Source organism: Streptomyces sp. NPDC057302, from assembly GCF_042667685.1.
Classification (GTDB): Bacteria; Actinomycetota; Actinomycetes; order Streptomycetales; family Streptomycetaceae; genus Streptomyces.
This window is the reverse complement of the sequence record NZ_JBHUZJ010000003.1, coordinates 136,411-157,912: the sequence shown is the minus strand read 5'-3', so window position 1 is coordinate 157,912 and position 21,502 is coordinate 136,411. Positions and strand designations below refer to the sequence as shown.

The 21,502-nt window shown below is 70.2% G+C and carries 30 protein-coding genes; all 30 read left to right on the top strand.

Translation table 11 applies throughout. The features are described from left to right. Positions 1-294, top strand: a complete 294-nt coding sequence (locus tag ACFUPX_RS03820) for a hypothetical protein (RefSeq protein WP_383315367.1) — start codon at positions 1-3, stop codon at positions 292-294. Next, entirely contained in the window at positions 291-2,936 is a 2,646-nt protein-coding gene (locus ACFUPX_RS03815; RefSeq protein ID WP_383315364.1) for a bifunctional DNA primase/polymerase, read from the top strand. Before ACFUPX_RS03820 ends, ACFUPX_RS03815 begins: the two co-directional genes overlap by 4 nt. A gap of 358 nt (positions 2,937-3,294) precedes the next feature. Further along, positions 3,295-4,926 carry a DEAD/DEAH box helicase gene (locus ACFUPX_RS03810; RefSeq protein WP_383315361.1) on the top strand — a complete coding sequence of 544 codons (1,632 nt, stop codon included), beginning with the start codon at positions 3,295-3,297 and terminating at the stop codon, positions 4,924-4,926. A 59-nt stretch (positions 4,927-4,985) separates the two neighbouring features. Next, positions 4,986-5,702 (top strand): hypothetical protein, encoded by a 717-nt coding sequence (locus ACFUPX_RS03805; protein ID WP_383315358.1) that lies wholly within the window; start codon positions 4,986-4,988, stop codon positions 5,700-5,702. After that, positions 5,699-6,064, top strand: coding sequence for a hypothetical protein (locus tag ACFUPX_RS03800; RefSeq protein ID WP_383315355.1), 366 nt, complete (start codon positions 5,699-5,701; stop codon positions 6,062-6,064). Before ACFUPX_RS03805 ends, ACFUPX_RS03800 begins: the two co-directional genes overlap by 4 nt. Then, on the top strand, positions 6,061-6,249 hold the full coding sequence (locus ACFUPX_RS03795) for a hypothetical protein (protein ID WP_383315352.1): 189 nt from the start codon (positions 6,061-6,063) through the stop codon (positions 6,247-6,249). Before ACFUPX_RS03800 ends, ACFUPX_RS03795 begins: the two co-directional genes overlap by 4 nt. Next, a complete protein-coding gene (locus ACFUPX_RS03790) occupies positions 6,246-6,587 on the top strand; it encodes a hypothetical protein (RefSeq protein WP_383315349.1) in 342 nt (113 codons plus the stop codon). Before ACFUPX_RS03795 ends, ACFUPX_RS03790 begins: the two co-directional genes overlap by 4 nt. Further along, complete coding sequence (locus ACFUPX_RS03785; RefSeq protein ID WP_383315346.1) at positions 6,584-7,384, top strand: hypothetical protein; 801 nt, start codon at positions 6,584-6,586, stop codon at positions 7,382-7,384. Before ACFUPX_RS03790 ends, ACFUPX_RS03785 begins: the two co-directional genes overlap by 4 nt. Continuing rightward, positions 7,381-7,695, top strand: coding sequence for a hypothetical protein (locus ACFUPX_RS03780; RefSeq protein ID WP_383315343.1), 315 nt, complete (start codon positions 7,381-7,383; stop codon positions 7,693-7,695). The genes ACFUPX_RS03785 and ACFUPX_RS03780 overlap by 4 nt, the downstream gene beginning before the upstream one ends. Positions 7,696-7,697: 2 nt before the next feature. Beyond that, positions 7,698-8,351: a hypothetical protein gene (locus ACFUPX_RS03775; protein WP_383315338.1), complete on the top strand. Its 654-nt coding sequence runs from the start codon at positions 7,698-7,700 to the stop codon at positions 8,349-8,351. Positions 8,352-8,498: 147 nt separating this feature from the next. Further along, positions 8,499-9,341 (top strand): helix-turn-helix domain-containing protein, encoded by an 843-nt coding sequence (locus ACFUPX_RS03770; protein WP_383315335.1) that lies wholly within the window; start codon positions 8,499-8,501, stop codon positions 9,339-9,341. Next, positions 9,338-9,541 carry a hypothetical protein gene (locus tag ACFUPX_RS03765; RefSeq protein ID WP_383315331.1) on the top strand — a complete coding sequence of 68 codons (204 nt, stop codon included), beginning with the start codon at positions 9,338-9,340 and terminating at the stop codon, positions 9,539-9,541. The genes ACFUPX_RS03770 and ACFUPX_RS03765 overlap by 4 nt, the downstream gene beginning before the upstream one ends. A 5-nt stretch (positions 9,542-9,546) precedes the next feature. After that, the gene (locus ACFUPX_RS03760) at positions 9,547-9,690 is read left to right on the top strand and encodes a hypothetical protein (protein ID WP_383315327.1); all 144 of its coding nucleotides are present in this window, start codon (positions 9,547-9,549) and stop codon (positions 9,688-9,690) included. A gap of 8 nt (positions 9,691-9,698) precedes the next feature. Continuing rightward, positions 9,699-10,220 carry a hypothetical protein gene (locus ACFUPX_RS03755; protein ID WP_383315323.1) on the top strand — a complete coding sequence of 174 codons (522 nt, stop codon included), beginning with the start codon at positions 9,699-9,701 and terminating at the stop codon, positions 10,218-10,220. After that, positions 10,217-10,648, top strand: coding sequence for a hypothetical protein (locus tag ACFUPX_RS03750; protein ID WP_383315320.1), 432 nt, complete (start codon positions 10,217-10,219; stop codon positions 10,646-10,648). Before ACFUPX_RS03755 ends, ACFUPX_RS03750 begins: the two co-directional genes overlap by 4 nt. Positions 10,649-10,727: 79 nt before the next feature. Then, on the top strand, positions 10,728-10,850 hold the full coding sequence (locus ACFUPX_RS03745) for a hypothetical protein (RefSeq protein ID WP_383315317.1): 123 nt from the start codon (positions 10,728-10,730) through the stop codon (positions 10,848-10,850). Positions 10,851-10,919: 69 nt separating this feature from the next. Further along, positions 10,920-11,258, top strand: coding sequence for a DUF6233 domain-containing protein (locus ACFUPX_RS03740; RefSeq protein WP_383315314.1), 339 nt, complete (start codon positions 10,920-10,922; stop codon positions 11,256-11,258). A gap of 301 nt (positions 11,259-11,559) precedes the next feature. Then, on the top strand, positions 11,560-11,736 hold the full coding sequence (locus ACFUPX_RS03735; RefSeq protein ID WP_383315310.1) for a hypothetical protein: 177 nt from the start codon (positions 11,560-11,562) through the stop codon (positions 11,734-11,736). Positions 11,737-11,902: 166 nt separating this feature from the next. Further along, positions 11,903-12,304 (top strand): PASTA domain-containing protein, encoded by a 402-nt coding sequence (locus ACFUPX_RS03730; protein ID WP_383315307.1) that lies wholly within the window; start codon positions 11,903-11,905, stop codon positions 12,302-12,304. Positions 12,305-13,089: 785 nt separating this feature from the next. Next, on the top strand, positions 13,090-13,566 hold the full coding sequence (locus tag ACFUPX_RS03725) for a hypothetical protein (protein WP_383315304.1): 477 nt from the start codon (positions 13,090-13,092) through the stop codon (positions 13,564-13,566). Continuing rightward, positions 13,550-15,190: a hypothetical protein gene (locus ACFUPX_RS03720; protein WP_383315301.1), complete on the top strand. Its 1,641-nt coding sequence runs from the start codon at positions 13,550-13,552 to the stop codon at positions 15,188-15,190. Before ACFUPX_RS03725 ends, ACFUPX_RS03720 begins: the two co-directional genes overlap by 17 nt. A gap of 9 nt (positions 15,191-15,199) precedes the next feature. Continuing rightward, positions 15,200-16,714 (top strand): phage portal protein, encoded by a 1,515-nt coding sequence (locus tag ACFUPX_RS03715; protein WP_383315298.1) that lies wholly within the window; start codon positions 15,200-15,202, stop codon positions 16,712-16,714. Continuing rightward, a complete protein-coding gene (locus ACFUPX_RS03710) occupies positions 16,711-17,676 on the top strand; it encodes a hypothetical protein (RefSeq protein ID WP_383315294.1) in 966 nt (321 codons plus the stop codon). Before ACFUPX_RS03715 ends, ACFUPX_RS03710 begins: the two co-directional genes overlap by 4 nt. 47 nt (positions 17,677-17,723) lie before the next feature. Beyond that, positions 17,724-18,482, top strand: coding sequence for a hypothetical protein (locus ACFUPX_RS03705; RefSeq protein WP_383315291.1), 759 nt, complete (start codon positions 17,724-17,726; stop codon positions 18,480-18,482). Positions 18,483-18,498: 16 nt separating this feature from the next. After that, positions 18,499-19,365, top strand: coding sequence for a P22 coat protein - protein 5 domain protein (locus ACFUPX_RS03700; protein WP_383315288.1), 867 nt, complete (start codon positions 18,499-18,501; stop codon positions 19,363-19,365). Between the two features lie 15 nt (positions 19,366-19,380). Further along, positions 19,381-19,749: a hypothetical protein gene (locus ACFUPX_RS03695; protein WP_383315285.1), complete on the top strand. Its 369-nt coding sequence runs from the start codon at positions 19,381-19,383 to the stop codon at positions 19,747-19,749. A 1-nt stretch (position 19,750) separates the two neighbouring features. Next, complete coding sequence (locus ACFUPX_RS03690; protein ID WP_383315282.1) at positions 19,751-20,224, top strand: hypothetical protein; 474 nt, start codon at positions 19,751-19,753, stop codon at positions 20,222-20,224. 13 nt (positions 20,225-20,237) lie between these two features. Next, positions 20,238-20,831, top strand: a complete 594-nt coding sequence (locus tag ACFUPX_RS03685) for a hypothetical protein (protein WP_383315279.1) — start codon at positions 20,238-20,240, stop codon at positions 20,829-20,831. Further along, positions 20,828-21,166 (top strand): phage head closure protein, encoded by a 339-nt coding sequence (locus ACFUPX_RS03680; protein WP_383315276.1) that lies wholly within the window; start codon positions 20,828-20,830, stop codon positions 21,164-21,166. Before ACFUPX_RS03685 ends, ACFUPX_RS03680 begins: the two co-directional genes overlap by 4 nt. 6 nt (positions 21,167-21,172) lie before the next feature. Further along, on the top strand, positions 21,173-21,502 hold the full coding sequence (locus ACFUPX_RS03675) for a hypothetical protein (RefSeq protein WP_383315273.1): 330 nt from the start codon (positions 21,173-21,175) through the stop codon (positions 21,500-21,502).

Below are 21,502 nucleotides of genomic sequence, written 5' to 3'. Positions count from 1 at the left end.
GTGGCGCAGACCACCGGCAACAGCCCGAGCACCGGGCGCGTCGCCGCTCCGCGTGCCCGCGACACCCCGTCCGTCCTGTTCGACGGCGTGCTGTTCGTCGACATGGAGGGTGTGCGCGCCAAGTACGAGTGCTTGCGGCCCAGTTGTCCGCGCCGCCTGGAGGGACCGGTCCACAGCACCGACCCCCTCCCCGGTGGCGTGAAGGGGCGGCAAATCGGCTCGGGCGGCGTGAAGGCCTTCATCGACGGCGTCAAGGCCCAGCACCTGGCCAGGTATCACGGGAGCACGCGTTGACCGACACACAGACCACCGATCTCCGGGCCGCCGCCCGCGAGTTGCACGACGCTGGCCTGTGCGTCCTGCCCATCAAGCCCGACGGGACCAAGGCCCCCGCCCTGAAGTGGACCCCGTACAAGGTCACCGCCAGCACCCCCGCCGAGCACGATGCGTGGTTCGGCGGGGCCCGCCACGCAGGCATCGCTGTTGTCTACGGCGCGGTCAGCGGCTGCGTCGAGATGCTGGAGTTCGAGGGCCTCGCCATCCGTGAGGGCCTGCTCGACGAGGTCACCGAGATCATGGACGCCTCCGGCCTCGGCGAGCCCTGGGCGGCGATCCGGAACGGCTGGGTCACCGAGTCGCCCAGCGGCGGCCTCCACTTCCGCGTCCGGCTCGACGGCATCCCGGTGCCGCCGAATCGCAAGCTGGCCTCACGCCCGGCCACCGAGGACGAGTACACCCCCGAGGAGCGGCAGCGCGTCGCCGAGAGGCCTGGCGCGAAGGTCGTGCGGGTGCTCATCGAGACGCGCGGTGAGGGCGGGTACGGACTGGTCGAACCCTCCAGCGGCACCGTGCACGCGTCCGGGCGCCCCTACATCCGCAGTGCCGGATCGCCCGCAACGATCCCCGTCCTCGGCGGCGACACCATGGACGCGATTCGTGACGTCTGCCGCATGCTCGACTCCCTGCCCAAGGTCGAGACGCCCAAGAGCGCGCCCCGGGAGCAGCAGCCCCTGCCGGACGGCGGATTGCGCCCAGGCGAGGACTACGAGGCACGCACGGACTGGGCGGACATCCTCGGCCCGGCGGGATGGACGTTCATCACGCAGCGCGGTAACACGCGCTACTGGCGTCGCCCGTCCAAGGACCGGGGCGTCTCCGCGACCACCGGCCACGCGCCCGACCGGGACCGGCTGTTCGTGTTCACTACGTCCACAGAGTTCACCTCCGAGGTGCCCTACACCAAGTTCGGCGCCTACGCGCTCCTCGAGCACAACAGCAACTTCAAGGCCGCCGCCGCAGCCCTCCGCCGCGAGGGCTACGGCGCCGAGCCAACCCGCCGGCGCCTGTCCTCCGTACCCGCGCAGCACTTCGCCGACGGCTCATCCGCGCTCGACCACGCACCGGACGCCCAAGAGGGGTTCGAGGGTGGCCCGCAACTGCGCTCCGTCCCCTCCCGCCCCGAGCTGGACATCACCAACGAGGCCGACGGCATCGACGGCGTTCTCCAGCTCATGAAGGACGGCCGCCTTCCCGACCTGTACACCCGGTCCGGCGGTCCCTGCTGGGTCTACCGGGACGACAATGACGATCCGATCGTCCAGCAGCTCGGTAGCGACAACCTCCGGGCGTACCTCGCCGACCACGTCTCCAGCTTCATCGTGAAGCGAAACCCGCTGACCGAACAGCTGCAGGAAGAACGTGAGCTGCTCATGCCCAAGAGCTGCTCGACGATCCTCGGCCGTAAGACCTGGCCGCTGCCCGTCCTGCGCGGGGTCGTCACCTCGCCCGTGATCCGACCCGACGGAACGCTGCTCGATTCCCTCGGCTACGACCGGGCAACGGGTCTGTTCCTGGAGCCTCGCGTACCACTGCGCCGCCTTGCCCCCCAGGTGACGCGGGACAGTCTCGACAAGGCCAGGAGCATCGTCCTCGATCAGGTCCTCGCAGACTTCCCCTGGGTCGCAGCCAGCGACCGTGCGCACTTCCTCGGCGCGCTGCTGACCCCGATCCTGCGCCCCTACTTCCATGGCGCGACTCCAATGTTCGTGCTCACCGCGACGGCCGCAGGGTCCGGAAAGAGCTTGCTCAAGGACATCTTTCGGCACTGCTACGGCATCGCTGACACGGCCTGGCCTGAGAACGACACCGAGTTGCGGAAGAGCATCACGACGCAGCTGTACGGCACCGGGCAGCCGGTCGTCGTCCTCGACAACCTGCCGAACGGCTACGTCATCAAGTCGCCCGTCCTGTCGGCCCTGCTGACATCCGAGGTGTGGGGCGACCGGGTCCTGGGCGCCACATCCAAGGTGACCATGCCCAACGACCGACTGTGGATCGTAACGGGCAACGCACTGCGCACCGGCGGGGACAACGGCCGACGCGTCCTCTGGGTCCGGCTCGATCCCGACTGCCCCGACCCGGACCAGCGCGACAACTTCACCCTGGGCGATTTGCGGCCGTGGCTGCGCGCCAACGCCTCCACACTCGTCGCCGCCCTGGTCACCCTCGTCCGCGCCTGGATGGCCGCCGGCGCCCCTCTCGTTCGGGTCCGCAAGGGCGACTACAGCGGCTGGGCGTCCATGGTGGCCGGACTCCTCGACTTCCTCGGCGTAGAGGGCTGGCTGGCCGACCGCAACGAGGCCCGTGACCAGGATGACGAGCTGCAGGAGTGGGCTCTCTTCCTGGAAATGTGGCACGAGACCTACGGCGCCGAGCCCCTGGCTACGGGAGCCCTCATCACGGGCTTGCCCGCCCACGTGCCGCGCAAGGGCGACGAGCCGCCGAGCGCGAACCAACTCGGTATCTGGCTGAAGGCCCGCCAGGGGCGCTACTTCGGTACCCACAAGGTCGTGATGGTCGTCGACAGCCACCGGAAGCAGAACCTGTGGCGAGTCGAGGTCCACGCCGACCGCGGCAACGGCGGGCACGAATCATGACCCGGCGTTATGCGGGGACTGCGGGGACCCTGCGGGGACCTCTGCGGGGAGTTGCGGGACCGCCCGCACTCGGCTCCACCTGCGCTGACGCGGGGAGGCGGGGACCTGCGGGGACCTGCCCCATCCCCCCTTATAGCGCGCAGGTCCCACATGCATCGCGCATCACACATGTCGCACGTCATCACCGGTCAGTTCTGACGGCTTCCGGCATCAAGGGATTTCTCAAGTCCCCGCAAGTCCCCGCATCCCCGCAAAACCCCTGACCAGACCCGGTGCGAGGCCGCTCAGAGGTCCCCGCAAAGACTCCCCGCACTCCCCGCACTCCCCGCAAAGACCCAGCAACCGAACGAGGTGAACCATGACCATCACCACCGCACAACAGACATTCACCCCACGGCCGTACCAGGTCGACGCCATCGAGGCGCTCCGGCAGGGGTGGGCAACCGGCTTCAACCGGCTGGCCGTCGTTTTGCCGACTGGCGCGGGAAAGACCGTCGTTTTCTCGCACCTGGCCCACCAGATGCTTGACAGCCTCGGTGGCCGTCGCGCCCTGGTGATCGCCCACCGAGAGGAGCTGATCGAGCAGGCGGCGGCCAAGTTGCTCGCGGTCGACCCGATGCTGCGGGTCGGCATCGTCAAGGCGCAGCGCGACGACCACGCCGACGCCGACGTGATCGTGGCCAGTGTGCAGACTCTCGCGGTGGCCAGGCGGCGCGAGGCCATCAAGGACATCGGCCTGATCATCGTGGACGAGTGCCACCACGCCGCGGCCCGCACCTACATGGACGTGCTCAAGCACTTCGGCGCCTGGGACGGCGTCCCCACAGCTGGGTTCACGGCGACGATGACGCGCACTGACGGCGGCCTGGCCGAGGTTTGGCAGGACGTCGTCTTCCGCCTCGACATCCTCGACATGATCAGTGACGGCTACCTGTGCGACGTCCGCGGGAAGAGCATCACGGTCGACACCCTCGACCTCAACAAGGTGAAGACCAGGGGCGGCGATCTGGTCGACGGCCAGCTCGGCAAGGCGCTGGAGGACTCCGGTGCCATCGACGCCATCGCCAAGGCGTACGCCGAGCACGCGGGCGACCGGGCTGGCGTCGTCTTCACCCCGACTGTGGCGACCGCCCAGGCCGCCGCCGCGGCACTCACCGCGGTGGGCATCAAGGCAGCCCCGGTGTGGGGCGACATGGGCAAGGAAGAGCGCCGCTCGGCCCTTGCCCGGTACACGGAGGGCGACGTGCAGGTGCTCACCAACTGCATGGTGCTGACAGAGGGGTTCGACGCCCCGCACACCTCGTGCATCGTGGTCGCCCGCCCCACCAAGAGCGCCGGCCTGTACGTGCAGATGGTCGGACGCGGCCTACGCCCCTCACCCGGGAAGCGGGACGCCCTGCTGCTCGACGTCATGGGCGCCGCGACTCGGCACAAGCTCGCGTCCATGGTCGACCTCACCGCGCGGGAGGTCGGCGAGGCTGAGGAAGGCAAGAGCCTCCGCCAGGTCGCCGAGGAGCACATGGCCAGCGAGAAGCGCCGCGCGCTCACCGCGCAGGTGACCGCCGAGGAGATCAACCTCTTTGGGTCATCGGCGATCCGCTGGCTGCGCACGGCTGATGGCGTCTGGTTCATCCGCCTGACCGGCGTCATGTTCCTGTTCCTCGTCCGCGACCCCGGCACCCGGATGTACCGGATGCGCCGCTGGACGCAGGCCGACGGTGTGCACCCGCCGAAAGACGACGTCGCCCGCCCACTGCCCGAGGCGCTGGCCTGGCTGGAGCAGCAGGCGAAGGTGCTGGCGCCCGGGGCGTTCGTCGCGCGCGAGGCCCGGTGGCGCCGCAGTCAGCCCAGCAGCAAGCAGATCGGCCTGTGCCGTCGCCTCGGCATCAAGGTGCCGCGGGCGAGCACGGCGGGCGACGTCGCCGACCTCATCGACCAGGACCGCGTCGGCCGCGTCCTCGGCCAGCTCATCCTTCCCGCCGCCGCGTAATGGTCCGGGCCTGCCCTTAACAGGCCCGGACCTCCGCCCATCACACCACGGAGGACCTCATGGATCAGCAACCGATCGGCCCCGCCTGCGGGAACAACCCTCACTTCCAGCTCACCCCCGGCGACCACCAGGCCGTCGCCGAGTTCGGCGCCTACCTCACCGCACGAGCCGAGCGCCGGACCCGGTACGCGAAGGCCCTGGCCACCATCACCGTCGGCCATACCGCGTTCATCACGGTCGACGTCGAAGCCGAACACGACAGGGCCGACGCCGTCATCGCGGTCGCCGACGCCGAACAGGCCGAACTCCTGGCCGCCGACAAGGAAGTCACCGAGAAGGCCGACCGCGAATGCGACGAGCACCTCGACGCAGGCCGTGCATTCGCCTCCCTCGCCAAGCGCACGCAGGCGTGGGGCGAGCAGCACCGCGACCGGGCCAACCGATACCGGGCCCGTGTCGAGGCCGCCCGCGCCCTGCACCAGCGGTGGGGCGACGGCTGCACAGTGTGCGCCGACGAGAACAGCGAGGCCGCGAAGTGGCCGTGCGCCACGACCCGCGCGCTCCGGGACGCCGAGCCGGACGTCTCGCAGTACGCACCCGCCGAGCAGGTCGCCTTGCTGAGCGGAGCAGAGAGGCAGTTCCTGGCCTTCGCTCTCGGCCTTGCAGCCGACCGCATGGCGTCGCGCGGCGACGAGTTCTCCAGCGACGACGAGGCGGCGCTGGAGAGGCTGCGCCGCATGGCCGACGAAGCGCAGCAGAACGGCGGCCAGCCGTGACCTTCAAGTTCGAGCAGCCCCCTGCTGAGTTGACCTGGTACCACCTCGGCCCGCTCCTCGACGCCGAGGCCGGAACCCTGAAGTACGACCAGGAGCGGTACCGGGTCAGCGGCGTGTCGAACAACGCCGTCGCCTGCGTCTGGTGCGACCTCCTCGCCGACGACAGAGACGGCCTGGTGCTCACCGACCTCGGCCAGCGCATGCTCGCCGACTGGAAGGCCAGCCCCAAGGGGCAGGCGTGGATCACCGAACAGAGCGCTCTCGACGACGCGCCCGACGGCCACCAGGAGCCGACCGAGGCCACGCCGCAGCTCACTACTGCGCGCGCCGACCAGCTCGACCTCTTCGGAGGTGCCGTGTGACCCGCCGCTGCACGCGCGGGCACTTCATCCCCGCCAACGCCCCAACGCACATCTGCCACTGCACGCTCACACCCCGCCGCCGCTACCGCAGGCACCAGCTGGGCTCCGACCTCTGGGGCCAAGGCCTCGCCAACCGCAAGAAGGCCCGCATCCACACCATCCCCCTCACCGGGAGCTACCTATGAGCCGCACCGCTCGCATCCTGTGCTGGGCCTACCTGCTCGGCGCCACCCTCGCCACGTACTGCGCCACCACCAGCGCCCAGCACTCGGCCCCCGGCTACGCGGCCGGCCTCGGCACGGTGGCCGCCCTGCTCGTCACCGCAACAGTCCGGGAGCTGCTGGCCGCCGGTGAACGCAGCCTCGCCACGATCAATGCCGAACGCGCCCGAGCCCATAAGTACGACTCGGCCAAGGGCGTTGCCCGCGTGGCGCTCGCCGCCGCCTGCTGCGAACGCTGGTGGACGTCAGCCGGCGCCGAACACGACACCGAGCACTGCACCAGGAAGGACCAGACGGCATGACGCGCTACACCGCCAGCAACATCGACGACGACGCCCTCGACGCCCTGTACGAGAACGCGTCCAAGGCCTGGCGTCGCGGCGACCGATGGAAGAAGCGCGCCGTGGAGGCCGAGAAGGAGCACGAGCAGCTGCTCGCCGAGCTCGGCAGCCGCGACGACGAGGCCCGCGAGCGCTGGATTCAGAAGCAGCTCGACGAGACCGGCCTGCGCGCAGCTGACTTCCGCAACGGCATGGCCATGGAGATCGAGCCCGCCCGCGAGATCGTCGCGCACTGGGTCGGCGCCGCGCGAGCCATGCTCGGCGACGCCCCGAACTACACCGAGACGCCCATCGAGATGGAGGTGAAGGTAGGGGAGTCGCCCGAGCGGTTCGCGTTCGTGCTGCAGCGCGTCGCTCCAGGAGCGCTCACCCCGCACCAGGCTCGCCAACGCGCCGAGGCCGAGAGGGATGCCGCGTACCGGGAGCGCGCCCACCTCGTCGCGCTCATCGCCGCCATGACCGACGGCGCCGTCATCGCACCTGCGGCGGACGTGGACGAGCCGGGATGGCTAATCGTCTTCCTCACCATCGGTGGTCGACAGGCGTCCTGGCACATCGCGCCGCGGGACGTCGAACTCTTCCAGCACGTGACCTACGTCGGCGAACGCGACCCGCGCGCGCAGTGGGACGGCCACACCACCGACGCCAAATACGAACACATCGCCGTGCACACAGCCGGGTTGATGCAGCGCTGCGGGCCCGAGTGCTCCGAGATGCACACCGAAACCGGACGCTGCGAGATCGCGAGGAACCGATGAAGCCCACCCGCGTCGAGCTCCTGGGCGACGCCGGCGAATGGCAGCCGCTCCACGGCATTACGAACGTCGTGGTCTACAACGAGCCGGAGATGGCCCGCGCCGCCGCAGAGCGGATCCGCGAAGTCCAGGACGCCATGACCGCGTTCATGCGCGCCTACGCGGAGGCCGTCCGCCCGCTCCTGAAAGAGGTCGGGCGCGCGTTCCAGACGATGCGCGATGCGGGGCTCGTCGATGACGACGGCAAGCCCACCCGCCGCCCGGACCGGCCTGCCTGGCAGTCGCCGTACGGGCCACCGAAGAGGAGGCACTGACCATGCCCCACACCTGCGGCCTGTGCGATCACTACCTGGAGCACGGCTACCTGTGCCCCGGCTGCACCCTGGCCACCGCCCGCCGCCTCGACCGCGCACCATCCTGGTACTCGGCCCTCGCTGCGTTCCTGCAGCCCGCCGCCACCGGCCCCGCGATCGGCTCCCGCTCGCGCGTCGAGGCATCCCTGCCCCTCGCCGAGGGCCCGTTCAACCTCCGCGGCCCCGGTGGCATCGTCAGCGTCTTGGAGGACTGGCGCACCGCCATGCAGCACGACCGTCGATGGGGGCAACCCGTCATCGCAGGCGACACCGCCCGCCGCGTCCTCGTCGCCGCCCGCGCCCTCTCCCTCAACGTCGAGTGGATCGCGAGCAGCTGGCCAACGGCCGGCATCTTCGCCGAGGAGATCCGCGACCTCGAGCGCTCCGTCCGCTCCATCGTCGCCCCCACCGACCCCGCCAAGCGCCTCGTCCGCATGGGCGCCTGCCCGACCGTCCTGGCCGAGGACGCCCGATGCGGTGCCGTCCTGACCCGGCGTCCTGGCGAGGGCACCGTCTCCTGCCGGTGGTGCGGCTCGACGTGGCCACCGTCCCGTGCGCTCGCCCTCGCCCGCGCGCAGCAAGACGCCGCCAACGCGCCCAGGACGTTGGTCAGTTGAGGCGCGAGAATCGCAACAAAGCCTTATGTAAGGGCTGATCTTGTGGCAAGCTGACCCGTACAACCACAAACAGAACGGCCCCCGCCCGGTGTTGGAGCACCGAACGAGGGCCTGACCGCCACCCCTGACGTAACCAGGAGGACGGCTATGGCAAATCTTGCCATGCGCCAGCGCGCCCGCCGCGCCCTTGGCCGGATCTTCCGGCCCACCCCAAGACACCCCCGCACGACCACCGCCCGCACGCAGGCGCCCCTCTGGGTCCGCGGCCTCACCGCCGGTGGCCGCCCCGTCGTCCTCGGCGTCGCGCTCCTGATGTGCGCCCCCGGTGAGTACCACCTCGCCCGCGCCGCAGGCTGGTCACGGGAGTTCGCCTACGGCATGCCGGTAGTCCTGTCGGCCTACGCGGGCATCGCCGCCGCCGTAGCCTCAACCCGCCGCAAGGGCGACCGAGGCCTCTGGTCCGCGATCATCGGCGCCTGCCTCGCGCTCAGCCTCGCCATGGCCGCACAGGTCGTCTCGCACCTCATCGGCACCGGCCACGTCCCCGCCTCCCAGCCGTGGCTGATCGCCGTGACGTCGCTCGTGCCCCCGGCAGTGGTCGGGCACCTCTTGCACCTCGCCGCGACTCCGCCCGGCACGCACCAAGACACCGAGGACGCCGCACAGGCCCCCGCGGTCCCGAGCGTCCCGCAGCGCCCGGCAGTCGTCCCAGACGACGCCCGACTGCTGCCCCTCGTCGCACGCACCGCGCCCGTCGAGCAGGACGCCCCAGACGTCACCGAGGACGGGCAGGACGCGGACGGACGCCCCGCCCCGCCCCCCGTCCTGCTGTCGTCCGACGAGGTCGCCGCCTGGTATGGCGTCAAGCCGTCCACCGTGCGTGGCTGGGTCGCCGCGGAACGCATCAAGGTCCACACCAAGGACGGCCGCGGACGCAACTGGTATGACCGGGACACCCTGCCCGTGGAGCCTGCGGCGGTGTCGTCATGACGCACCCCGCGCCCGACGAGCGCCGCGCCCGCCACCTGCTCGTCACAAGCGGCGTCGGCCCCGATGCCGAGCAGCTGCTGCCCGCGCTCCCGCCCGGCGGACTGCCGACCGGATACGAGCCTGCCCCGGCCCCTTGGTCGTGGGACGAGGCCCCTTGGTCGTGGGACGACTATTTCGCCGGCCTCCCGCTCACCGAGTAGGCCCAGTGCTCACGGCGTTCTTCCTCGTCGCCGTCCTGGTCGCGTTCCTCGGCCTCTGCGCCGTCGCGCTCACCGACGTACCCCGCATCACCGGGACCGTCGCCCTGATCGTCACCTTCGCCGCGCTCGGCGTGGCCGTCCTCCGATAGGACCCCGCATGACCCCGCTCGACATCCCTACGTACGGCCTCGTCTCCCTCGGAGGCGTGACCGTCGGACTGTCCCTGTTCGCCTGGGACTTCACCCGCTGGTGGGCCAGCAACAAGAAGCGCTTTACCCCCAAGGCCCTGCGCCGCCTGGTCCCGTTCCTGCTGTGCATGGCCTACGGCACCCTGCTGATCCTCTCCGCAGGAGGGATCATCGGCGGCCTCGCCGACTGGAGCCTGTGGGGCACCAACACGGTCGGAGAGTTCGCCCTCGTCTACGGCGTCGGTGGCACCTCACCGAACGTCACCCGCGGCTCGGCCCTCGCCCTCTCCCCAGGCGGACACGCGTTCATCATCATCGCCACCGTCATCGTGGCCGCCGTCACCAGCGTCCGGGGCCTGCGATGGGACTTCCTACGCGGCGTCCTGTGCGGCATCAGCCTGGGCCTGGCGTCCAGCGTCGCGGGCGCCGCCGGGTACATCCTCGCGCCTGCCGTGTCGTTCCTCGGCGACTTCATTCCGGGGCTGTCATGAGCGCCCGCACGGCCGCCGCGGGCCGCCGCCTCGCACGCGGCACGTGGCGCCTGCTCGAGGCGTACGCGCACTGGCTCAGCGGCGAATCGCATCACCCGGCCTCGCCCGGATTCCGGGCGGGTGCCCGCTGGTTGGGCGTCGTCGTCCTGCGCCTGGCGGCCTCGCTGTTCGCCCTCGTCTTCTACGGCTCTGTGGTCCAGCGAGCCCCGTACCTGATCTACGCGCTGCCTCCCGCGTGGGCGTACAACGCGTGGCACATGTCCGATTGGTCCGCCACTCCCCCACCGAGAGGGGCGGCCCCCGATTCCGACGTTGATGCAGCTCGCAGGCGCGCGAGGGCGAGAGGGGCTTACGACCCGAACGGGGTTATGTGCGTCTACCACGCGCCTGTCGAGGAGACCAAGACTCCCGACTCGCAGACCACTTAGTCCCCGGGGCGGCCGACTGCTGCCAGGCGACCCGGCCGCCCCGGCTCACCCATCCCGATCACACGAGACAGGAACCGCCATGATCTCTCGACTCCGCGCTGCCGCCTACTGGATCGCCGTACTCCGCTACGAGCAGCCGGACATGGAACTGTGCACCAACTGCATGGGCTGGTTCCCGCCCAGCCACTTCCCCTGCGCCTGAATCACCCCCCCCGGGCCCCGCCGCAATCTACTCGGCGGGGCCCGTCGGTATCCCGTTAGACTCGAACATGTGAACGATCCGCTTCCGCTTGACGAGCTCGCCGCGCTGCGCTTCCTGGAGCGCGTGCAGGAACGCGACCTCGCACGCACACGCAGGTGGATCACAGATGCGGAGCGGCGCGAGGCCGAACGGATCCGGGGCGAGCAAGCCAGGCCGCCCGCCCCCGACTGGCTCATTGAGCAGGGCCTCGACGGGCGCGCCCCGGTGTACGTCCACGTCGGTGGGTGCCACATGGCGGGCAAGCGGTCGCGAGGCGTCACACAGGACCAGGCGCGCCGAGCCCTATACGAGGGTGTGGATGCGTGCCCGCACTGCCGACCCGACACCGAGCTCGGCGTGCTGGAGTGACGGAGTTATCCATAGCCTGAGGCTTGTCCAGCAAGATCCAACAGCTGTGCGGGGGCCCGCCAGAGTCGAACCATGCCGACTCGCACAAGCACCCGCCCGCTTGTCCCCTGGGAGCACTGGACCGCACGCAGGGGCTGCCGCACATGTGGATCACTGTCGCGTGGCGGGTGGTGTAACAGCATGCAGACACCCATCTGGGCGCTCGTCGCGCTCGCCACCGTGATCATCCTCGTCGTTGGTGTCGACGTCGTCGGCGCCGTCATCGGCCTCGCCAACCTCGTGGAAGGCGGACTATGGCTCTATGGAGCCCATCCTCGTCGACGCCTACGCCGCCCACGCTGCCACCGGTGTCCCACCCGGCACCATCCGTGTGTGGCTGCACCGAGGCAAGCTCACCCACCACGGCCACGACCGGCAGGGCCGCGCCCTCGTCGACCTGCACGAACTCCAAGCGAAGGTAACGGCTAACGCTGCTTGACCCATTACACCGCAGGCTGTAACACTCAAGGCACGTCCAGCGTGCCCAGACGCACAAGCCCCGCCAGAGCGCGGGGCTTACTTGTGTCACAGGACGGCTACTCGCCCTTCACTCTGCCTTCACATGCCGCAGGATGCCCCTCACGCACAACATCCCAGGGGGGACCATGCGCACACGCACCACCATCGCCGCACTCGCCGCCGCCGGATTACTCGCACTCACCGGATGCGCCGCCGAGGACACCGATCCTGAGTCCGCTAAGCCCGAGGCGAGCCAGGTCACCGACACCGAAAAGGACGACGGCGCCACGAAAGACGACGGCGCCGCAGCGGCCGAAGCGGAGACGGCGACCCTGCCAGACATGACGGGTAAGGGCCTCCAGGCCGCCCAAGACGAGGCGCAGGGCGCAGGGTTCTTCCTCCTGACATCGTCCGACGCCACGGGCGCCGGCCGGATGCAGGCCTTTGACCGGAACTGGAAGGTCTGCTCACAGACCCCCAAGGCTGGCGAGCACCCTGTAGAGACCGAGGTCGAGTTCGCCACGGTGAAAATCGACGAGGAGTGCTGACCGGCAACCGTTCACCGGCCCGGCCTCTCCGTGAGCGGCCGGGCCTTCGCATGCCGAGGAGACGCATGCTCTCGCGCCTATTTCACCGGCTACGCGTGCACCACCGCTCAGATCGTGCAAGGCGCAAAGAGCCTGTATGCCGCTGTGGACGCTCCCACCCCGGACCACGTCTGCGGTGATCCCAGGAGGCAGACATGCCACGGAAGGCCATGCAGGTCTGCCCCACCCCTGGATGCCCCACTCTCACCGCGCAAGGGCGCTGCGAGCGATGCCAGGGCAAGGCCAGGGCCGCCCGTCCCAGCCCCACCAGCAAGGGCTATAACGGGCGTTGGCGAGGCCTGGCCATCGCCTACCTGCGTGCACATCCCTACTGTCAGTGCGAGGAGTGCGAGGCCATGCCCGTACTGCTCAGGCCCAGAGCTACCGAGGTCAACCACCGTGATGGCCTCGGACCCTTGGGGCCAAGGGGTCGTGACTGGTCCAACCTGCAAGCCATGACGAAGGCTCATCACTCACGTGAGACAGCGAGGCATCAGCCAGGGGGATGGAACGACCGCATGCAGTGACACAGAGGCATCGATGCAGGTCAGAGACCTACATGATGCCTATGTGATGCAAACGTGCAGGTCAGAGGCTTGATCGGGGTGGGGGGTGACCCCTTCCGAGTAGGGGGCCCCGAACGCCGGGGAGGGCTCCGGGGAGTCCGTCAGGTTCAAAGGATCTTGACCGTCACGCAAGGTGACGGCGATCGGTGCTGCGCAACGCAGCGACGAGGAGTGATCGTTATGCCCCGTGGGGGAGCTCGTGTTGTCTCCGGTCCGCCGCCCGACCCCAACGCGCTGCGCCGCAACCGGCCGACAGACAAGGCGGGATGGACGACGCTGCCCGCTGAGGGGCGCGAGGGCGATGCGCCGGCCTTCCCGCTGCAGATGATGACGCCTCGGGAGGATGAGCTGTGGGTGGATCTGTGGTCGCGGCCGCAGGCCGTCGCGTGGGAGGCGCTGAACCAGGAGTACGAGGTGGCGCTGTTCGTGCGCACGCTGGCCTTGGTCGAGCAGCCCGACGCCAAGACGGACCTGCAGCGCGTCGTGCGCGGCTACCTCGACAGCCTCGGTCTGTCCGTGCAGGGCATGCTGCGCAACCGGTGGAAGGTGGCGCCGGCCGACGAGGCCGAGGAGACGCCCGCACCAACACCGGAGGCTCCCCGCCGCCGTAGCGCGCGCGACCGGCTCACGGTTGTGCCCCGTGACGAAGGCGCCTGACACCGGGTTCGTCGTCGACTTCCCCACGCTGTGGGCGGTCCCAGACTGGATTGAGGAGCACTGTCCTATCCCCGACGGCTTTCAGGCCGGGGGGCGGATGGAGCTTTATCCGTGGCAGTTGTGGTGCACGGTCAACCACTACCGCGTGAAGCCGACGGCGACGCTCGGCCAGCTGGCGCCCGCGTTCCACTACCGGCGCTCGCAGGTGGTGGCGCCGCAGAAGACCGGCAAGGGCCCGTGGTCGGCGACCATCGTCCTGGCCGAAGCCGCGGGCCCCGTTGTGTTCAACGGCTGGGCTCGCGGCGGCGAACGCTACCGGTGCAAGGACCACGGCTGCCCGTGCGGCTGGTGGTATGAGTACGAGCCGGGCGAGCCCATGGGCACGTCCTGGCCTACTCCGCTGATTCAGCTGACGGCGACGTCCGAGGACCAGGTGGCCAACGTCTACCGGCCGCTGCAGAACATGGTGAAGAAGGGCCCCCTGGGCGATCTGATGCGGGTGGGTGAGGAGTTCACCCGTGTGGGCGCGGACGGCCGGATCGACGTCGTGACGTCCTCGGCGCTGTCCCGCCTGGGCAACCCCATCAACTTCGCGATGCAGGACGAGACGGGCCTGTACACGACGGCGAACAAGCTGCGTCGGGTCGCCGAGACCCAGCGCCGCGGTGCGGCCGGTATGGGCGGCCGCTCGATGGAGACCACGAACGGCTGGGATCCGTCCGAGGATTCGGTGGCGCAGCGCACCAGCGAGTCCAGGGCGCGCGACATCTTCCGCTACCACCCGCAGGCGCCCAAGACGCTGTCGTATGGCAACAAGCGGGACCGCCGGAAGATCCACACCATCGTCTACGCGGGCTCGGCGCACGTCGACCTCGACGCGATCGAGGCCGAGGCCGCCGAGATCATGGAGAAGGACCCGGCGCAGGCCGAACGGTTCTTCGGCAACCGGTGCGTGGCCGGGTCGGCGGGATGGCTGGACGGGCAGAAGTGGGCGGCCAAGGCCAAGGCGCGCAGGGTGCGCCCGTTCACGCGCATCGTGCTCGGCTTCGACGGCTCGGACATGGACGACTGGACGGCGATCCGCGCCGAGACGATGGACGGCCACCAGTTCACTCCGCTGTACGGGGCGAACGACGAGCCGACCATCTGGAATCCGGCCGACTACGGCGGGCAGGTCCCGCGCGCGGAGGTGCGCGCGGCCATGGACCAGCTGATGAACCGCTACGACGTGGTGCGCCTGTACGCGGATCCGCCGTACTGGGACACCGAGGTCGATGAGTGGGTCGATCAGTACGGCGAGGAGCGCGTCATCCGCTGGTACACGCGCCGCATGGTGCAGATGCACGCGGCGGCGGAACGGCTGAAGACGGACGTGGTCAAGCGCAACACCGCGGGCGGGCAGCGCGCGGCCGCCTTCACGCACGACGGCTGCCCGCTGACCGAGTCGCACGTGGCCAACACGCGCATGGCCGAGCGGCCGAGCGGCTTGTACGTGCTGCGCAAGGCCAGCCCCGCCCAGAAGATCGACGCCGCGGTGGCGTCCGTGCTCGCGCACGAGGCCCTCGGCGACGTCATCGCGGCGGGCCTGGCCGAGCAGGAAGTGTCCTACTACTACGGCGGATGAGGAGGTCTCATGGCGACCTTGGCCCAAGCGCTGGAACTGGTCGGGCTGCTGGAGAACGAGTTGATCCGCCGCCGCGGGGACATCGACCGGCACAACGACTACTACCGCGGCAAGCACCCGCTGAAGTTCGCCTCAGCGGAGTTCGCCAAGTTTCACGGCGAGCGCTACCGCGACTTCAGCGACAACTGGGTGCAGATCGTGGGAGACAGCCCCATCGAGCGTCTGGCGGTGACCGGCTTCAAGGCCTCCGGCGAGGAGGAGGCGGACAAAGAGCTGTGGGAGGTATGGCAGGTCAACGGCCTGGACGCCGACTCGCAGCTGGGATTCCTCGGCTCGGTCCTGGCCGCCCGCTCCTTCGTCCTCGTGTGGGGCGACCCCGACGACCCGGACATGCCGGTGGTCACCTTCGAGGACGCCGGGCAGTGCATCGTCGCCTACGAGCCCGGCTCGCGCCGCCACCGCAGGGCCGCGCTGAAGCGCTGGCAGGACGGCAACGCCGACTTCGCCACCCTCTACCTGCCCCACGAGGTGTGGAAGTTCTCCCGCCCGCTGTCCCGTCAGGACAAGTCGCCGCAGATGGCGGACGTGGACGAGTCGATGCGGCTGTGGGTGCCGCCCGGCGAGGAGCGGCGGCGCAGCGTCTGGGAGCCGCGGGAGATGGTGACCGAGCCGAACCCGCAGCCCAACCCGATGGGCGTGGTGCCCATGGTGGAGCTGCCGAACAAGCCGATGCTGGTGGATGAGCCCATCAGCGACGTCGCCGGTGTCGTCGCCATGCAGGACGCGATCAACCTGCTGTGGGCGCAGCTGTTCACGGCCTCCGACTACGCGTCCTTTCCACAGCGCGTGATCATGGGCGCCGAGCGGCCGATGATCCCCAAGCTGAACACTGCTGGGGAGATCGTGGGCAAACAGCCCGTCGACCTCGACAAGTTCCAGGTCGACCGCGTCGCGTGGATCACCGGCAAAGACGCGCGGATCGCCGAGTGGGCGGCCGCCAACCTGGCCATGTACACGGGCATCATCGAGGTCGCCGTGGGCCACCTCGCCGCCCAGACACGCACCCCCCAGCACTACCTGATCGGGAAGATGGCCAACCTCGCCGAGGGTGCTCTGCTGGCCGCCGAGACGGGCCTGGTCAAGCGCTGCGACGAGAAGAAGCTGTGGACGGGCCAGGGCCTGCGGGAGGTCGCCCGGCTGATCGCGCTGGCCCGCGGCGAGGACGCGAAGGCCAAGGCGATGCGCGCGGGCATGGTGCTGTGGGCCGACTCCGAGTCCCGCTCGCACGCGCAGCTCGCGGACGCGTTGGTCAAGCTGAAGGACATCGGGTTCCCCTTCAAGTGGCTCGCTCTGCGCTACGGGCTCACTCCCACCGAGGTCGCCGACGTCGTCGCGATGCGCGAACGAGAGGCCGAACTCGACCCGGTGGCCGCAGCCTCGCGGATGCTGGGGCAGCAGGGCCCGCCCGGCGAGGAGCCCGAAGACGAGCCGGATGCCGTGGATCTCGCGGGGGCGCGGCCGTGAGCGTGCCGCCCTCCGCGCAGACGCACCAGGTCGAGCGCGCGCAGCTGGCGGCGGCGACGTCTCTGGCCGTGCGCGCGGTCTGGCAGGGCGTCGACACGGAGAACCTGGAAGCGTCCTGGGTTGCGCGGGCCCCGCTGGCTGCCGAGCTGATCGGACGCGGGCAACTGGCGGCCGCGGCCTCGGCTGAGCCCTGGCTGGTCGGCGAAGTCGGGCACGGCGAGGGCGCCTTGCAGGCCGAGGCGTGCGCGGCCGCGACCGGCGACCTGGCCCCGGTGCTGCTGTCGCCGCTGCTGGTCGCCCTGAACCGCATTCGCCGCGGCTTCGCGCTCGGTCTGTCGATCCTGTCGGGCGCCGCGCTGCTGGAGATGGTCACCCGCACGCTGATCGCGGACGCGGGACGCATCGCCGACATGGCCGGGATGATCGCCCGCCCGCGCGTGGTGTCCTACGTGCGCGTGGTGGAGGCGCCGGCCTGCGCCCGGTGCATCGTGCTCGCCGGACGCGAGTACACGTTCAGCGAAGGGTTCCTGCGTCATCCGCGCTGTGACTGCACGATGGCCGCCAAGCGGCCCGGGGATGGCTGGGTGCCCGACCTGCCCAAGGACCTGGCCGCGCAGATGACCCAGGCCCAGCAGCAGCGCGCGTTCGGCAAGGACGCCGCGGCCGCGATCGCCGATGGTGCGGACATCATGCAGCTGGTCAACGCCCGCCGCGGGATGAGCAGCGGCACGTACTACGGGCGGCGCGTGCAGACCACGTCCGAGGGCACCACCCGGCGCGGCCTGTACGGGCGCCAGCGCACCAAGTACGCCAAGGCCGCCGGGGTTCGCTTCGGTGAGGCCACCACAGGGCGTGCGCGCGCCGTCTCCCCGCGGCTGATGCCTGAGGAGATTTACCGGCTGGCCGACGGCGACCGGGCGCACGCGATCCGGCTGCTGAAGAAGAACGGCTACATCGTCTGACCGCGCGCAACGCGCGGCACCCCTTCACCCCGCAACGGGAGTTCACCATGCCTGCACCCCTGCCCGTACACCCGCTGACCGGCGCCCGCGCGCTGGGCTGGCGCAAGGCCCGCACCGGCGAAGACGACAGCGTCCCGTACCCGATCTGGCCGATCCTCGGCGCCGCCGAGGACGACGAGAACCCCGAGGGTGCCGAGGGCGACGAGGACCCGGAAGGCGAGGGCGACCCCGAAGGCGATCCCGAGGGCGAGGGCGACCCCGACCACGACCCCGAGGCCGACCCCGAGGGCGCCGAGGAGCTCGGCGACAAGGGCAAGCGGGCCCTGGCCTCCATGAAGGGCAAATGGCGCTCCGAGCGGGACAAGCGCCGCCAGCTCGAACAGGAGATGGCCCAGAAGAGTGCCGGGGACGAGGAGGCCGCCGCCCGCCAGGAGGTGGAGCAGGCGGCCCTGTCCAAGGCCAACGCGCGGATCGTGCGCGCTGAGGTGAAGGCCGCGGCCAAGGGCGTCCTGGCCGATCCGGCGGACGCCTACAAGTTCCTCGACCTCGACCAGTTCGAGGTCGACGAGAACGGTGACCTCGACAGCGACGAGGTCACCGAAGCGATCGACGAGCTCATCAAGTCCAAGCCCTACCTGGCAGCCGCACCGGCGAAGAGGTTCCAGGGCACTGGCGACGGCGGCGCAGCGCGCAAGGCGGGCCGGCCGAAGCAGCTCTCTCGGCAAGACCTCAAATCCATGAGCCCCGACGCCATCGAAAAGGCACGCCTCGACGGGCGCCTCGACGACGTCATGGGCGGCAAGTAACCAGGAGGAACCCCCAATGACCGTGCGGAACTTCGTTCCCGAAATCTGGAGCTCGCGCCTGCTGGTCGCGACCCGCAAGGAGCTCGTCTACGCGGGCCCGCGCGTGGTCAACCGCGACTACGAGGGCGAGATCAGCGAGGCGGGCGACACCGTCCGCATCACGTCCGTCTCCCGTCCGGCGATCGGCAACTACGTGCCGGGCACGACCGTCATCACCCCGGAGAAGCTGACCACCGGACAGCGCACGCTGGTCGTCGACCAGTCCAAGTACTGGGCGTTCTCCATCGACGACGTCGACAAGCGCCAGGCCAAGTCGGCGCTGATCCCGCAGGCGATGAGCGAGGCCGCCTACGGGCTGGCCGACACCGTCGACCAGTACGTGGCCGGGCTCTACACGCAGATCGCGGCGGGCAACTTCCTCAACCTGGTGGGCTCGCCGATCGACACGTACACGGCGCCGACCGACGCCTACGACAAGGTGCTGGTGCCGCTGCGTACCCGCCTGACGAAGGCGAACGTCCCCAAGGCGGGCCGCTACGTGGTCGTCTCGGCCGAGTTCTACGCCTCGCTGCTGCTGGACTCCCGGTTCATCAAGGCGGACGAGGCGGGCACTGACCAGGGCCTGCGCAACGGGTTCGTCGGCCGCGCTGCTGGGTTCGACATCTACGAGTCGAACAACGTGCCCAACCCGTCCGGCGACACCCAGGTCATCACCGCGGGCACGAACGCGGCCATCACCTTCGCCGAGCAGATCAACAAGACCGAGGCCTACCGCCCCGAGAGCTCGTTCTCGGACGCGGTCAAGGGCCTGGCCCTGTACGGCGCGAAGGTCGTGCGCCCCGACCACCTGGCCGCCGCGTTCATCAACCCCACCGCTGCCTGATCGGAGAGCTGATCCATGGCTACCACCAACATCCCGTATTCCAGCCTGGTCCCGAACGGGAACCTGGCGCAGCCTGCGGGCACGACCACGGTCGTGGCGCCGACGAACAACATGCGCGTTGTGGACGCGTTCCCGGAGCTCACCGTGCTGCGCGTGGTGAACACCGGCGTCCAGCAGGTCATCAAGGTCAAGGCGGGCACCGGGGCGCAGGCGATCGCGAGCGGGCAGGGCGACCTGTCCGTCACGGTCGCCGCGACCACCGGCGTGCAGTTCATCGGCCCGTTCGAGTCCGGCCGGTTCGTCCAGGCCGACGGGAGCCTGCTGATCGAGGCCGCGACGGTCGACGCCACGATCACCGCCTTCAAGATCCCGAGGAACACCTGACATGGCCGAGACGATCTATGTACGGGGCGAGGGCGGGGCCATCCTGGCGATGGACCTGCCCCTGCCCGAGGGCATCGAGCAGCGCGTCGAGGCGGGGCTGATCCGCCGCGTGAACGCCGACGGATCCCCGCACACCGCCGCCGGCGGAAGTACGCGCGGCGAGTCCGGCGGAAGCGGCAGCGCCCTGACTCAGGGCGTCAGCCCGCGTCCGGCCAAGAGCGCGCCCAAGTCCGAATGGGTCGCCTGGGCGGCCGCCGTCCACGGCTACAGCACGCAGGACGCCGACGCGCTCAGCAAGGCCGCGCTGCAGGAGCTTCCCGACCTCCCCGAGCAGCAGCCGCAGCCCGGCACGGGTCGGCCGGACGAGGACGCCGACAAGCCGGAGTGGATCGCCTACGTGGTGCGCCTCGGCAAGCTCTCCGCGGAAGACGCCGAGAACTACACCAAGGCCGACCTGATCGAGATGGCGAACTGAACGGGAGGCCACCGTGGCACTGACAACGCTGGCGACGGTGGCCGACCTGGAGGCCCGCGGCCTGAGCGTGGACGAGGCCGAGACGGCCATCGTCGGCGTCTACCTGGACGTCGCCTCCACCGCCGTGCGGGACGCGGCGGGCTGCCCGATCAGCCAAACCACCTCGACACTCACCCTGGAGGGCGAGGCCGACCTGCGGCTGCGGCTACCGGGCCCGCCCATCACCGCTGTCGCCCTGGTCGAGCTCGACGGGATCGCCGTCACCGACTGGCGGCTGCGCTCGGGAACTCTGTGGCGGGCCGCGGGGTGGACGGCCGCCGACGGTCCCTCCGAGGTCGAGGTGACCTACACGCACGGCCTGCCGACCGTTCCCGCGGACATCGTCGACCTGGTGTGCCGCATCGCCGCGGCCGCCCTGGTCGCCTACCGGGCCGAGGACGACGGGACCGGCCTGGCCGCCCGGGATGTACGCCAGGAACGGATCGGGGACTACTCCGTCACCTACGGAGACGACGGGCTGATCACCGAAATGGAGCTGCCCGGCTACCTCCGCGAACGCCTTGCGGCCCGATTCGGCGGCGGCGCCTCCCTGGTGAGGTCGCGGTGAGCCGCACCGGGCACCTGCTCAACACGTCCGTACAGCTGTGGCGGGCCGTCACCGCCGACGACGGAGGCGGCGGCCAAGAGACCACCTGGCAGCTGCAGGCCACTGTCCGCGCCCGCCTCTCGCAGCCCTCGGCGCGCGAGCGGCAGGCCGCCGACCAGTCGCAGGCCTCCCTGACCCACGTCGTCTACCTCAAGCCGTCCGCCGGCGTCCTGCGCGGGGACGAGCTGCGCCGCGACGGCGTGGTCTACGAGGTCAACGCCGTCTTCCAACCCTCCGTATCCGGCACCTACCTGCGGGCGGACTGCACTGCCCGCCAGCCCACCGTCGAAAGCTGAGAGATCATGGCCATCCTGAACGCACAGAAGGTCGTCATCGGCGGCCTGCAGCCCACCTACGCCGCCGCCGCAGGAGGCGGCGACCAGGCCCCGGTCGGCGAGAAGCTGCTCCTCATCGTCCGCAACGGTGACGCCACCTCCAAGACCGTCACCCTGGCCACGCCCGGCACCGTCGGTGACCTCGCCGTCGCCGACGCAGTGCAGGCCATCCCCGCATCCGGGACTGCAATGTTCGCCCTGAAGGCCTCCGCGTTCCGTGACCCGGTGACCGGGCGCGCGGCCATCACCTACTCGGCTGTCACCTCGGTCACCGTGGCCGTGGTGCAGCTGCCCTGA

Bases quoted from the DNA above. Each gene is read 5' to 3' on its own strand.
- ACFUPX_RS03810 (WP_383315361.1), top strand. From the start codon at position 3,295: ATGACCATCACCACCGCACAACAGACATTCACCCCACGGCCGTACCAG.
- ACFUPX_RS03700 (WP_383315288.1), top strand. From the start codon at position 18,499: ATGACCGTGCGGAACTTCGTTCCCGAAATCTGGAGCTCGCGCCTGCTG.
- ACFUPX_RS03775 (WP_383315338.1), top strand. From the start codon at position 7,698: ATGCCCCACACCTGCGGCCTGTGCGATCACTACCTGGAGCACGGCTAC.
- ACFUPX_RS03690 (WP_383315282.1), top strand. From the start codon at position 19,751: ATGGCCGAGACGATCTATGTACGGGGCGAGGGCGGGGCCATCCTGGCG.
- ACFUPX_RS03780 (WP_383315343.1), top strand. From the start codon at position 7,381: ATGAAGCCCACCCGCGTCGAGCTCCTGGGCGACGCCGGCGAATGGCAG.
- ACFUPX_RS03725 (WP_383315304.1), top strand. From the start codon at position 13,090: ATGCCCCGTGGGGGAGCTCGTGTTGTCTCCGGTCCGCCGCCCGACCCC.
- ACFUPX_RS03675 (WP_383315273.1), top strand. From the start codon at position 21,173: ATGGCCATCCTGAACGCACAGAAGGTCGTCATCGGCGGCCTGCAGCCC.
- ACFUPX_RS03705 (WP_383315291.1), top strand. From the start codon at position 17,724: ATGCCTGCACCCCTGCCCGTACACCCGCTGACCGGCGCCCGCGCGCTG.
- ACFUPX_RS03745 (WP_383315317.1), top strand. From the start codon at position 10,728: ATGATCTCTCGACTCCGCGCTGCCGCCTACTGGATCGCCGTACTCCGC.
- ACFUPX_RS03755 (WP_383315323.1), top strand. From the start codon at position 9,699: ATGACCCCGCTCGACATCCCTACGTACGGCCTCGTCTCCCTCGGAGGC.
- ACFUPX_RS03750 (WP_383315320.1), top strand. From the start codon at position 10,217: ATGAGCGCCCGCACGGCCGCCGCGGGCCGCCGCCTCGCACGCGGCACG.
- ACFUPX_RS03730 (WP_383315307.1), top strand. From the start codon at position 11,903: ATGCGCACACGCACCACCATCGCCGCACTCGCCGCCGCCGGATTACTC.
- ACFUPX_RS03765 (WP_383315331.1), top strand. From the start codon at position 9,338: ATGACGCACCCCGCGCCCGACGAGCGCCGCGCCCGCCACCTGCTCGTC.
- ACFUPX_RS03785 (WP_383315346.1), top strand. From the start codon at position 6,584: ATGACGCGCTACACCGCCAGCAACATCGACGACGACGCCCTCGACGCC.
- ACFUPX_RS03715 (WP_383315298.1), top strand. From the start codon at position 15,200: ATGGCGACCTTGGCCCAAGCGCTGGAACTGGTCGGGCTGCTGGAGAAC.
- ACFUPX_RS03735 (WP_383315310.1), top strand. From the start codon at position 11,560: ATGGAGCCCATCCTCGTCGACGCCTACGCCGCCCACGCTGCCACCGGT.
- ACFUPX_RS03770 (WP_383315335.1), top strand. From the start codon at position 8,499: ATGGCAAATCTTGCCATGCGCCAGCGCGCCCGCCGCGCCCTTGGCCGG.
- ACFUPX_RS03805 (WP_383315358.1), top strand. From the start codon at position 4,986: ATGGATCAGCAACCGATCGGCCCCGCCTGCGGGAACAACCCTCACTTC.
- ACFUPX_RS03695 (WP_383315285.1), top strand. From the start codon at position 19,381: ATGGCTACCACCAACATCCCGTATTCCAGCCTGGTCCCGAACGGGAAC.
- ACFUPX_RS03790 (WP_383315349.1), top strand. From the start codon at position 6,246: ATGAGCCGCACCGCTCGCATCCTGTGCTGGGCCTACCTGCTCGGCGCC.